This is a genomic window from Arcicella sp. BE140 (assembly GCF_031456255.1).
GTDB classification, from domain to species: Bacteria; Bacteroidota; Bacteroidia; order Cytophagales; family Spirosomataceae; genus Arcicella; species Arcicella aquatica.
This window is the reverse complement of sequence record NZ_JAVDUE010000006.1, coordinates 193,374-206,406: the sequence shown is the minus strand read 5'-3', so window position 1 is coordinate 206,406 and position 13,033 is coordinate 193,374. Positions and strand designations below refer to the sequence as shown.

The window sequence follows — 13,033 nt, the reverse complement described above, 5'->3', positions numbered from 1 at the left end:
ATGGCACCAGTAAAAAGATATTCGGTAAAGCAAAAAATAGAAGATATCGCCACATGTTTAGCCTTAGACGAAAATCAAATAAAAGGCTTTGGTTATGGAAACGGGAGGCTTGGTATAGCAATCTTCTATCTTTATTATGGACACTTAACAGCCGACAATGCGTATGCTGAAAAAGCCGAACTTTTATTCTCACAAGCCTTTGATGAACTGAGAAACGAAAAATTTGAAGGTCATTTTTTTGAAAAGGATTTAGCTGAGTTTGGCATGTTCATAGAGTTTACTCAAACGGCAAATTGGTTTGATTTTGAAGCAGCTGAAATCCTTGAAAGCATTGACGAGGTACTTCTTAATCACCTTGAACATGCGATAGAAAGAGAAGATTTTGATCCTTTTTCTGGCGCATTAGTGGCAGGAAACTATTATAGTTTTCGTTTAAAAAATACAGATAAAGTAGTACCCTATCTTGAAAAGTTGGTACATGGTCTTTATCAAAAAAAGAACATTGATTCAGACGGCAACTGGTTTTGGAAATCTAAGTTAACAGACCCAAACGGGGTAGTTTATACAGGCATTAGTCACGGGATGGGAGCGATTTTGGCACTTTTAGCCAATTCGTACGAACATAATATTTTGCCTGCTTTGTGTGCTGAAATGATGTTAAAGGGAAGTCATTTCCTATTGGCTCAAGCAAAAGATTTTGAAAAACAAGGTTATTATTTCGACGATATTGTTGGGCAAGCAAACGGTATTTCACGATTGAGTTTATGCTATGGAGATTTGGGAGTATGTTACGGACTTCTAAGAGTTGGGCAAATTTTAAGCAATGATGTTATTTATACCAAAGCAATGAGCATTTTAAGAAACTCTATCTTACGTAGTTCCCTTGAACAAACAGGGGTTCGTGATGCTGGCTTATTGTATGGTGCCTCCGGTAACGCTATGATTTATAACAAGATATTCAGGCTTACAGGTGACAACGTTTTTCTAGCAACTGCTCATTACTGGCAACAAAGAGCCATTGAATACGGACAAGATACTGCTGCCGATTCAACAGCAGGTTTTTTACCTCATTTGAACAGAATGTACCTTGCCACCAACGTTGGTTTTCTACAAGGAATAGCAGGCATTGGTTGTGCTTTTATTCAAACTGTTTGTGATGATGCTCCCAAAATGGATAAATTAATTTGGTTACTCTAAACACTCCGAAAATATGCATACTTCATTTGAAATAGAAACAGATATTGATCTTATTGAGCACCATTTAGAAGATATTTTGGGACTTATTGAAGCAGACAAAAGTGATAAGTTTTCGCTTTTCAGAGGCAACATTGGGAAAGCCCTTTTCTATTCTTATGCGTTCAAATATACTAATGACATCAATCATGGTATGAAAGCCATTAAGTTGATTGAAAAATCTGCCAACCATTTATTGACAGGTCAAATTAAAGCACAAAACATTCATTTATTATCGACAGGCTTTACCGGTTTTGGGTTAGTCATCAATCAATTAAAGCGAGATGAAATATTTGATTTGGAGCTTGAAAAAGAACTTGCCGCTTTTGATAGTGTGCTGTATAATACTGCTTTGCAGGAAATACAACAAGGAAATGTGGGGTTTATGCTAGGACCAATGGCAGCCGTTTACTACCTCTCACAACGAACACTAGCAAATCCTGCTATCGAAAAATACCTTGAAACCATCGTTGATGCCCTCTGGAAAGTAGCTATTCGAGACGATAAAGGGTTGCGTTATATCAATACTTTTAGCTCTACTGCAAAGCCTCGTTTAGATGATACCGTGCTTAATCTTAATCATGGTTTTTGTGGCATCGCCTTGGTTTTATTAGAAATCTACCGTCTAGGAATATGTCAGTCAAAGATTTATACGATTGTTAATGAAGGTATTCATTTTCTTTTGTCCTGCAAAAGACCTATTGATTTTGCCAAAGGACATTATAGCTTTTTCCCAACCTGTATCGATGAGCAATCACCTATTGATTCAGAAAAAAATCAGCTGTATTATCATGCTATTTTAGGTTGGTGCAATGGTGATTTAAACCAAATATTATTGCTATACACCGCAGGGAAGGCGTTTAAGAATCAATCTTATATCAATATTGCCGAAGAAGTTGGATTGGCATCCATGTTGAGAAAAACACCTGAGCAGACTAAATTAAAGAATCCTTACTTCTGTCATGGTACATCAGGAGTGGCTCATATCTATAAGCGAATCGCTGAACGTTCGGGGAATGATGCCTATTTAAGCGCTCATAACTATTGGATTCAGCAGACATTCGATTACATTACCGAAGCCCAAACTAATAATAGTTATGTTGAAAGTGCTGGACATTTGATTGATGGAGCGATGGGAATTGGGCTATCATTACTATCGCATATTTCAGAAGAAGAATTGAAATGGGATAACCTCTTATTACTATGACCACAACAAAAAAAATATCATTTGGCGTGCTCGACTTCGGGTATAGGGCAAAGAATATCAACAGCCTTTCAATTATTGAAGATGTTATTGAATATGCCTCTTCAGCTGACGATTTGGGGTTTTCTAGGTTCTGGATTTCTGAGCATCATGACCCAAATGCATTATTGGCGTGGAGCAATCCACAACCTATGATACCCATTTTGGCTGGTATTACCAAGAATATTAAAATAGGCGCTGCGGGCGTATTGATTGGTATTCACAATCCTTATCATGTAGCTACGCAGTTTAAGTTATTATCTAATCTTTTCCCAGGAAGAATAGATTTGGGTGTTGCCAGAAGCGTAGTGAACCCTTTTGCCATACAGTGTGTCGAACAGCGAGTAGACGTTGATAATAATACGATGTTGGAAACAATTCCTGAAAAAATAAAAAACCTTTTTCATTACCTCGTTGATGAAGATGAAATTTATAAGAATGGAACAGGCGTGGTGATTCCTCCTTACAAAGGAGCCATTCCTGATTTATGGATGCTAGGGTCATCGTATAAAAGTCTTGATAAAGCCTTAGAATTAGGCGCAAATTTTTCTAGGTCTATCTTCCACCCGGGGTCTGATAAAGAATCGAGACTAGACGAATTACACATTTTTAGAGAACAGTATTTGGCAAAACATGGTCGTTTACCCAAAATAAACCTCTCTATTTCTGGTTTTTGCTCGAAAACATCACACAAGGCACAGAAAATCATCAAAGCTCAGAACATGACTCCAGAAAGGCACACGATAGGATGTCCAAATAAGTTTTTTGATGAAATATCTAAGCAACACGAAATGTTTGGTATTGATGAAATTATTTTAATGAATCCCTCTCATAATCTTACTGATAGAATTGAGTCTCTACAATTTATCAGTGAATTATTTCATTTGAATTAACCCCTCATCCAATGATAGATTTACTTGAATTATCCATAGAAAAAGAGCTAACTGCAGAAGAATCTTTGCTTAATCGCATTTCAGATGCCCTTTATGATACTACTTTTAACAACCATTCTCTTCTATCTGGTTCCATAGGTAGCCTCTTGTATGCCTCCTATTTATATAAATATCAACACGAAGAAAGATGGGGAGATAAATTGATAGATATTTTAGAAACGATTATTTCTGAAATCAACGATGTTTCTACGCCACACTTACTGACAGCACCATTGGCTTATGGAGCTTCAGGATTGGGAATGGTGATGAACATCTTGAAAAAAAATGAAACGATTGAAATAGAATATGACGAATATCTATCATTTTTTGATGAGTTAGTCTGTGATGGTATCGTTAAATTACTCGATAATAAATCTACAGATTACTTGTATGGATCAAGTGGAGCAGTTAATTATTTATGCCAAAGAACACACAATGACGCTGTGAAAATATGCTTAGAGCATACTGTCGATAAAATAGAAAGCCTTGTGGAAATGAGACAAAAAGGCATAACTTTTCCCAATGCTCATTTGAAAGTCATGCATGCTGATAATTATGAAATTGACTTAAGTTTATCTCATGGGCAGTGTGGCGTATTGCTTTCTTTATTAAAAATTTATGAAAAGGGTATTGCTCAAGATAAAATTAAAGCATTGGTAGAAGGTGGAATAGATTTTCTGTTGAGTACGATGATGCCTATTGATTTTGAGCAACACAAATATTCGTACTTTCCTCTGAAATTCGATGATAGTCAGCCTTCAGATGCGATGGTCAATCAAGGTTTTTATGGAAACAGATTAGGCTGGTGCTATGGTGATTTGAATCAGGTAATACTATTGTATCGAGCTGGGCAATTGCTTAATAACCACACATGGATACTTCTAGCGGATGAAATTGGATTGTCAATAAGTCAAAGACTTTCGCAAGCAAGTACGGATATGAAAGATTCACATTTTTGTCATGGAACTTCAGGATTGGTGCAATCTTTTAAATCGCTATACGCTATTACGGGATTACCTATCTATCAACAAACCGCTCAATTTTGGTATGCCGAAACACTAAAACATCTTGAAAAAGAACTTTTGTATTACAACACCAATAAAGCTGGGGAGTTATTAGAAGGTTTTGGAGCAACGGCTTTAGTATTAATCGCTGAATTACATGCAGATAGTTCTCAGGAATGGGATGCTATATTTTTACTTTCTTAAACCTTTATCACGATGAAAAAAATAAAAATAGGTTTACTTGACTTTGGCATTAGAGAAAATAAAATGAATAGCCTTCTCAGAGTGCAAGACCTAATCGAATACGCTATTCATGCAGAAGCCTTAGATTATTCAAGAATATGGCTTGCTGAACACCATATTGGTGACCCAACCCTGACTTGGAATTGTCCTGATTCACTTGTGCCTATTGTAGCAGGTATGACTGAAAAAATAAGAATAGGTGTAGCAGGTATTCTTATTGGCATTCACGACCCTTATCATGTAGCTTGTAGCTTCAAATTATATAATAACCTTTATGGTGATAGAATTGATTTAGGCATGGCAAATGGTGGAGTTAGCCAAGCCGTGGCCAATAATACCATCAAGGCAGATAAGAAAGAAGTGCATCTCTCTTTTGAGCGTAAATACAAAGAAGTGGTACATCTATTGCAAGAAGAAGATACCCTTTTTGAGAATGACCAAATTGTTATTCCTCCTTTCAAAGGGGTTGTGCCTCAAATATGGTCGTTGGGGGTTGGCTATGGCAATAGCATGACGCGTGCCATAGAAACAGGCTCTAATCTTTCTCGTTCTATCTTTCATTTTGGCTCCGACTTAAACTATCAAAAAGAGAAATTAAGTGAGTTTAAAGAGCTTTTTTATCAAAAACATCATAGAAAACCACAAGTCAATATGGTGTTTTCAGGGGCATGTCACGAAACTACCCAAAAAGCAAAAAGGGTAATCAAAGGCCTAAAATTAGGATATGATATCAATTTAGTAGGTTGTAAAAACCTCTTTCAAGAAACCCTTTTATCTTTCCAAGAAAACTATGGTATCGATGAAATGATTTTTATGAATGTAGCCATGAAACCATCTGATAGATTAACTTCAATTGAGCTTATTAATAAAGCTCTCAATTAAAACATTACAATTTTTATATATTACAGGGTTATTTATTCAGCATCAAAAGTTTAATAAATAACCCTATAATATATAATTTAGTATTAAACACCTGTTCGTCCTCCTTCAGCAATAGGAAAATGACTCCTATCACTAGTTGAGTATTATTCTATATCAAGTTCTACGTCTTTATACATTTCGGCCCGCCAATCTCCCGAAATCCGCTAGGCATATCCTGCCATACAATTAAGTCAACTTATCCCATCAAAACTCGTAGAAATACTAGCAACATCTCATATTCAAATGTAAATGGTTTGGGTACAATTTTGGTTAGGTACATCTGAACAAGGACTGGATGTATTTGATATTAATACGGTGCATTATCTCTTGGGAAAAGGCTCGAATACTTAGTAAAACTAGCTTTATTATTGGTATAGTATCCTCAACTTTATTTCCATGATAACTATACTATTCTGAAAACTAAGAATGGTAGTGAAGCACTAGAAATAATTGCTAATACTCCTCTACATTTCACAGAGCTATTTTACGAAAAGCTTTCTAAATTAACTCTTCCATACTATACTAAAAGTAAAGTGGTTGTAAAAGTAAATTCAAACGTTAGCAAAGCTCAAAGATATTGGCGTTGAGTATATTTTTGATTTAAGTGATACCAATCTAATCATTAGAAAAATCTAGTTGTTCTACTTTTATATTAGTCCTTTCCACAAAAAACATTATGCAGTCAAATTATAAAGTTCGCCAATAATTTAGCTAAAGAGACTAATTGTGATTTATTGATAAAAAAACAATTAACTTAAATCAGTCTTCCAACAATATTTCCAAAAGTGTCAGTGTTGCTCTTTGGAAACATGAGTCATAATAATGCGATATTAAAATGTTAAAGTAAAGGAATGTGAATTATCTGTTATTATTAAAGCCTTTGGATATCCTGTAAGAATAACGATAGCTGATTATTTATAACTGATGATAGTTGTCTCTGTGGTGATATGGAAAACGAATTACATTTGAATCAGCCCTCTATTTCACAACATTTGAAAGAACTTAAAAATGCAAGAATAATTAAAGGTAATTCTGTTTGTTACTGTATCAATTAAACTGCCATTGAAGATTTAAAATACTTTAATAGTTTTTTCAATTAACTTGAAAATAATAATTAAAACCATTGTTAAAACAAATAAAAATATAACACTATCAGAAATCAAAGCAATATTAGCAACTGCTTAAGAAGTAAGTTTTGAATTAGAAAATAGACAAAGAGTGTCTGTGCATCTTCGCATAACAGCAGTGGAGTTATCACCAAAAATTTTATTGATTGTGGCGGAACGGTGCGCAATGAAGATGGGCAAATTTTTAGTTGTGTAATACCAATGTTTTTGACCATCATCAAGTTCTTCAAAAACCTTTAGTGATTATTGCGTTATCTGAAAAGGTTTTAGGTTGTCACTAATAAAATGCTTTTTTCTGCAATTGAATTGTATGAAAGTTTTCTAAAAATGTTATTAGTGAATGGTTGCCCCAAAAGTAACGGTGAATACTTCAAGTGGTAGGAAATTTCTAACATACGTAAAGGATAATAAATAAACCCTCAAAAACAATTCTACTAAAAGTATGTTGTATCATAGGACTTAAAGCCAAATACATGAAAAGAAGTGAATTTCCACAAAAAACTTGCCCTGTGTGTAATCTGCCATTTACGTGGCGGAAAAAATGGGAAAAACATTGGGCTGACGTTAAGTATTGTAGTGAAAAATGTAGGAGGAATAAAAACACAGCGCATACAAACAATTAAACTCATTTCCCCACATCAACTATTTCAAGGTAGTCTTTTATTTGCTATAGATGATTCAATTTATCTAGTTGAAGCGTTTTTATTTTTCAGACAATACAATTCCCATGAATAAAGCTTTCTACAGAGTTAGCATAAAGTATTATAAAATTTCTTACTCAAAAAAATCTGTAAACTATGAACAAGCCAGTGAACAATAGTAAGATATGAGAAAATATATCCCTCTGATAGAGAGGATCGAACCAAGAAGTATGGGGCTTTGCTAAAAAATACAAAACTTATTACACTGGTCAAAGCCTTTTATAAATGGGATGAAAGTAAAACATGCAATACATCATCATGCCAACGAGTACCTTCCTAGTCTATAAATAATCTGTTTGTGGTTAAAAATATAAGCCTTGTGTTTGGTACATAATTCATGCTTTGTTAAATAATATTTTATTGGGTTTACTATTTCCCCGTCTTTTCATAAGGTGCGTCTACAGGCTTAGATTCTGGTGAACCTTTTTGACGCAAATAAATACTCAAAAATACAATAGATAACACCGCTAAAAATTCACTCTGCCAATTTTGAAACGATTCAAACCAAAAGCGACTTCCGACAAGATACTTTGAGAATGAAATAGCCTCTTCGTGGTTTAAGAATTGCTCTTGTCTATAGACTTCATAACTTCCACAGGCATGTAAACTAAAAGAGATGGTAAATAATAAAGCATATGCTATCGTAAGAGAGTTTTGATAAAGTTTCAGCCATATACCTCCTTGCTTAACAGCCCAAGGAGCATTTGGATGAACTTTGGGTTCTTTATCTTCACTCTCCTCCCCTTCTAATGCTTTGGATTCAGCAGAACCTTTTTGTCTGAGAGAAATCGTAAATAATACATAAACTATCATCTGAAAAAATTCGCTTTCCCAGTTTTCAAAGGTGGCCGATAAAAAATGTCCTGTTTGAAGATAAGCTCCAAATGTTAAACTAGAGGCTCCATGTTCGTTTAATTCTTGATTATGTTCTTGCCATCCAGTAAGAGCCTGCCCTAGCCAAAAGAGCAAAAAACAGCCTAATAAGGCTAATGACAATCCATTGTTTCTCCAAAAAGAATTATTTTTCTTCATAATCTAAATGTTTATTTTATTGATAGATTAAAAAATTATACCACCAAGAAATGGTGGTATAATTTTTTAAAGGTTTTATGAAAACTAAACTTATATGATATGAAAGCGCAAAAAACAACTAAGGATAATACTCCCGGAATCAATAATAAAACTACTTCTGAGATGGTATTTATTAGAAATAATTATCGAGGGTCGGGTAAATTGACAAACAAAATAGCCTTTATTACAGGAGGAGATAGTGGTATTGGGAGAGCAATTGCCCTGCATTTTGCTAGAGAAGGTGCTAATATTGCTATTCTTTATCATCCTTCAGAGAACAAAGATGCCAATATCACCAAAGAACTTATTGAAGATGAAGGAAGAGAATGTTTCTTGATAGGTGGGGATTTATTAGACCCATCTACTCCAAGACGAGCGACTCAAGCTGTCATCAAGCGTTTTAACAAATTAGATATATTAGTTAACAATGCGGGCATACAACATCCTCAAGAGGATTTTACTAAAGTAAAATCAAAAGATTGGGAAGAAACGTTTAAAATAAATGTCTTCGGGTCTTTCCACATGGTTCAAGAAGCCCTAAAATACCTCAAAGAAGGTGGTTGTATTATTATCACTGCTTCTGTGGTGGCTTATCAAGGGAATGGCCATTTGATTGACTATTCTTCCAGCAAAGGTGCTTTGATTAGTTTTACCAGATCGTTGTCGGCTAGTTTAGCACACAAAAATATACGTGTAAATGCTGTTGCACCCGGACCTATATGGACGCCATTGGTTGCTTCGACATTCCCAGATCAGAAGAAAGAAGACTTTGGAAAAGATACACCCATGCAACGGGGCGGACAACCTTGGGAAGTAGCTACAGCTTTTGTTTTTCTAGCCTCTGAAGATAGCTCATATATAACTGGTCAAGTGATTCATCCTAATGGTGGAGTCATCATCAATACTTAAATACAAAACTATAATCATCTAAAAATCATTTATATGCCTTCTATCCTAGTAACAAAAAGTAGCAAACATTTAGTAGCAAACCGCCTAACGATTGCTTTTGCTGAAAGTGCCACTGCAGGAAGAGCTGCTGCTGAGTACTCGATGGTAGAGGATTCGGGGAAACTACTGAAAGGTGGATTAGTTTGCTATGATGCTTGTCTTAAAGAAACTATTTTGGGTGTGCCTACCGAAATGATTAAAAAATATACTCCAGAATCGGCCGAAGTAACCAAAGAGTTGGCTCATAGATTAAAATCCTTAATAGATGCTGATGTTCAAGTAGCGATTACAGGGCTTACTAGTAGTGGGGGAAGCGAAACACTCCAAAAGCCTGTTGGTACGATGTTTATTCATCTGGTAACGAAAGACAAATCTATCGGAATTAAAGAAATCTTTAAGGGGTCTCCTGAAGAAATTGTAATGCAAACCATAGACCAAGTTGCCCAACTTTTGTTGACGTACGTATAAACATAGGGTTAATTTTCGCTTGTTTTTTCATAAAAAATAATTGAAAAGGTATAAAATAAATAATAGGTGTAGAATTAGCATAAAAAATAGGTAGAGGTTTTATTCGTTTTATAAATCAGCGCTATTTAAGCTGGTACTTTATCTTTCTTTTCTCGTTGCCAGAAACGATGTAATGCAATAGCATTTATAAAATCACCAGCTAATGCTTCTATCGAGTTGTTGATAAATACACCTTCCAGTATCTCAGACACATCCTTATAATTTTCAGGAATTTTGCTTCCAAAATAGGTAGCCTTTAATACTGGCAAGGCAGCTGAATCGGCCGCAATTGCTTTACAATGCTTGAAGGTTTCATTCAGAAAATGAATCGCATCGGCATCAGCTTCTAGATAGGCCACACTATTGGAACCCCCGGGTACGTATACCGCATCATATAGTACTGATGCAGCTGTTAGAAAGCTCTTATCTACTTTTATTTCTTGATCATTTTCTGTAATAACGACGCCTAATTTTGGTGCAATTATTTCCACTACAGCCCCTTGAGCTTGCAAAATACTCTTCATCGTTTTGAGTGAATTTTCACTGACTCCGTCTGCTACTAGGAAGGCTATCTTACGGGTGAGAATAGAATTCTTCACGGTGGATGCCATACTTAGAGCTTCTGATTTCTCTAATGAACTCTTTACGATAACAGGCTGATAAGAAGCCACATCTGCATCAGCAGGATAACTCTGATTTAAAGGTGTTTCTAAGGCAGAAGGAATTGATATTCCTAAATTGTAGGCCACTTTTGCAGCCAATCCTTTGTCTATATACCAAAGCATTTTGAGCATTCTTTTACGAATATATTCCGCTTTCACGTTTCCTAATTCAAAGCTCAAGGCATCTACGATATGATTTTTTTCATAATCAGATTGACTGTTGAAAAAAAGTGTAGCTTGACTGAAATGGTCAAAAAAGCTTTGACTACGACCACGAATCTTGTGGGCTTCAATGCGTTCATTATGGCTAGTAAAGCCTCCTTCACTCATTTTAGCCTGAAAAGGGCATCCACCACTTAGGGTGTTAGGGTCATAGCTTGTTTTGCTATGATTAATTGTCTGTCGCATATGTCCATCTCGCTGATTATTATGCACTGGAGCAATTGGGCGATTAATAGGAATTTCGTGAAAATTTGGACTTCCTAAACGAGTGAGCTGAGTATCGGTATATGAAAACAAACGTCCTTGTAAAAGAGGATCATTGGTAAAATCAATACCAGGGACAAGGTGTCCTGGGTGAAAAGCCACTTGTTCGGTTTCAGCAAAAAAGTTATCAGGATTTCTATCCAATGTCATTTTACCAATTTTCATTACTGGTACTAGCTCTTCGGGAATTAGTTTAGTAGGGTCTAGCAAATCAAACTCGAATTTATGTTCATCTTCTTCGGGAACAAGTTGAACACCAAACTCCCATTCAGGAAAATTGCCACTTTCAATCGCTTCCCATAAATCACGGCGATGAAAATCAGGGTCTTTCCCTGAAATTTTTTGGGCTTCATCCCAACTTACCGAATGTACTCCCAACAAAGGTTTCCAGTGAAACTTTACAAAGAACGCCTTACCTTGCTCATTGATAAATTTAAAGGTATGCACACCAAAGCCTTCAATCATGCGTAGACTTCTAGGAAGGGCACGGTCGCTCATTACCCACATAATCATATGCATACTTTCGGGTAATAATGAGATAAAGTCCCAGAAAGTATCATGGGCAGAGGCTGCTTGCGGAATTTCATTATGAGGCTCTGGCTTAACTGCGTGAATTAAATCAGGAAATTTGATAGCGTCTTGAATAAAGAAAACAGGGACATTATTACCTACCAAATCATAATTTCCTTCTTCAGTATAGAACTTAACAGCAAATCCTCTGACATCACGTGCTAAATCACTTGAGCCACGCGAACCAGCAACGGTTGAAAAACGCACAAATACTGGCGTTTTTTGAGCAGGGTCTTGTAGAAACTTAGCTTTTGTATAAGGAGCCATAGATTCATAAACCTGAAAATACCCATGTGCTGCTTCTCCCCTTGCATGAACAACACGTTCTGGAATTCTTTCATGGTCAAAGTGCGTAATTTTCTCTCGAAGTATAAAATCTTCCAGTAAAGAAGGCCCTCGTTCTCCCGCTTTCAGTGAATTTTGGTTGTCATTAATCTTTAATCCCTGATTTGTAGTAAGGAATTGATGTTGACTATCTTCTTTATTACTGTCAAGGTCAGCTTGTTTTTTATTAGTTGATTTTTTCATTTTTCTAACGGATGAGATTTTAGTAGAATAAAACACACTTAAATACCTTTATTACCAGCCAATAACTTCCAATTAAAGTATTTTAAAAGATTAATTGGGAGCCTTATAACAGAACTCTCTTCGAGCATTGATAATATACCAATGCTCAAAGAGAGTCTCATTATTACCTGACTTGAGTTACGATTTGCCTATACCTCTTCTGCAGCTTCAATATTGATTGAACTTTCTGCAATGTTCGATAATGCACTATCGGCTTCTTTCTCTTCTTCTAAGGTTTGGCTCAACAAATGCGCTGCCTCTTTTTCTCCAAGTGTGTTCGCAAAAGCTACCAATGTTCCATAAGTGGCTATTTCGTAGTGTTCCACTTTTTGGCTTGCAGCAATAATACCTGCATCACGCACTACGCCTTCTTGCGTACTTTCCATAATTTCCTCTGCTTCCTTAATCAACCCTTCTATGGCTTCGCATTTCTTGGTTTGTGCTTTTAATCCTAATACTTCAAATACTTTTTCCAGTCTATCCACCTGACCTTCGGTAACTGTCAAATGTTCCGTAATGGCATCTATCAATTCTTGGGAAGTAGCTTTTTTAGCCATTTTTGGCAAAGCTTTCGTCAATGCTTTTTCAGCATAATAAATATCTTTTAAGCTGTCTTCAAATAATTCGCTCAGGCCAGTAGCCACATCTGATTTTTTTTGTGTGTTTTTCATTTTTTCTTCAAATTAAGTTTGAATAGATTGCTTAATAACACAACATGCTAACGTTCAAGCACATGAGTGTTTTGATTAAATAGTAAAAAAATATATACCACATATTATTTATATCGTATAATGAGTAAGAAGTACCCCCAAACGTAT

General features: G+C 35.7%; 12 protein-coding genes. 9 read left to right on the top strand and 3 right to left on the bottom strand.

Annotated features, from left to right (window positions below):
• The 7 genes from J2Y60_RS11400 (at position 1) to J2Y60_RS11370 (ending at position 7,326) form a co-directional block, all read left to right on the top strand.
• The gene (locus J2Y60_RS11400) at positions 1-1,197 is read left to right on the top strand and encodes a lanthionine synthetase LanC family protein (RefSeq protein ID WP_309917657.1); all 1,197 of its coding nucleotides are present in this window, start codon (positions 1-3) and stop codon (positions 1,195-1,197) included.
• A gap of 13 nt (positions 1,198-1,210) precedes the next feature.
• Positions 1,211-2,440, top strand: coding sequence for a lanthionine synthetase LanC family protein (locus J2Y60_RS11395; protein ID WP_309917661.1), 1,230 nt, complete (start codon positions 1,211-1,213; stop codon positions 2,438-2,440).
• A complete protein-coding gene (locus J2Y60_RS11390; protein ID WP_309917664.1) occupies positions 2,437-3,369 on the top strand; it encodes an LLM class flavin-dependent oxidoreductase in 933 nt (310 codons plus the stop codon). Before J2Y60_RS11395 ends, J2Y60_RS11390 begins: the two co-directional genes overlap by 4 nt.
• Before the next feature lie 11 nt (positions 3,370-3,380).
• Positions 3,381-4,616 carry a lanthionine synthetase LanC family protein gene (locus J2Y60_RS11385; protein ID WP_309917667.1) on the top strand — a complete coding sequence of 412 codons (1,236 nt, stop codon included), beginning with the start codon at positions 3,381-3,383 and terminating at the stop codon, positions 4,614-4,616.
• A gap of 12 nt (positions 4,617-4,628) precedes the next feature.
• Positions 4,629-5,537: an LLM class flavin-dependent oxidoreductase gene (locus J2Y60_RS11380; RefSeq protein WP_309917668.1), complete on the top strand. Its 909-nt coding sequence runs from the start codon at positions 4,629-4,631 to the stop codon at positions 5,535-5,537.
• Between the two features lie 986 nt (positions 5,538-6,523).
• A complete protein-coding gene (locus tag J2Y60_RS11375; protein WP_309917670.1) occupies positions 6,524-6,631 on the top strand; it encodes an ArsR family transcriptional regulator in 108 nt (35 codons plus the stop codon).
• Positions 6,632-7,176: 545 nt separating this feature from the next.
• Positions 7,177-7,326: a DUF2256 domain-containing protein gene (locus J2Y60_RS11370; RefSeq protein ID WP_309917672.1), complete on the top strand. Its 150-nt coding sequence runs from the start codon at positions 7,177-7,179 to the stop codon at positions 7,324-7,326.
• Positions 7,327-7,773: 447 nt separating this feature from the next.
• Here J2Y60_RS11370 and J2Y60_RS11365 read toward each other — a convergent pair whose 3' ends face one another.
• Positions 7,774-8,436, bottom strand: a complete 663-nt coding sequence (locus J2Y60_RS11365) for a DUF6766 family protein (RefSeq protein ID WP_309917675.1) — start codon at positions 8,434-8,436, stop codon at positions 7,774-7,776.
• 99 nt (positions 8,437-8,535) lie between these two features.
• On the opposite strand from J2Y60_RS11365, the gene J2Y60_RS11360 reads away from it, so the two are divergent.
• Positions 8,536-9,384: an SDR family oxidoreductase gene (locus J2Y60_RS11360; RefSeq protein ID WP_309917678.1), complete on the top strand. Its 849-nt coding sequence runs from the start codon at positions 8,536-8,538 to the stop codon at positions 9,382-9,384.
• Between the two features lie 33 nt (positions 9,385-9,417).
• Entirely contained in the window at positions 9,418-9,891 is a 474-nt protein-coding gene (locus tag J2Y60_RS11355; protein WP_309917681.1) for a nicotinamide-nucleotide amidohydrolase family protein, read from the top strand.
• A 125-nt stretch (positions 9,892-10,016) separates the two neighbouring features.
• On the opposite strand, the gene J2Y60_RS11350 is transcribed toward J2Y60_RS11355, so the two are convergent.
• Positions 10,017-12,176, bottom strand: coding sequence for a catalase (locus tag J2Y60_RS11350; RefSeq protein ID WP_309917684.1), 2,160 nt, complete (start codon positions 12,174-12,176; stop codon positions 10,017-10,019).
• Positions 12,177-12,364: 188 nt separating this feature from the next.
• Entirely contained in the window at positions 12,365-12,886 is a 522-nt protein-coding gene (locus J2Y60_RS11345; RefSeq protein ID WP_309917687.1) for a ferritin-like domain-containing protein, read from the bottom strand.
• Positions 12,887-13,033: the final 147 nt, after the last annotated feature.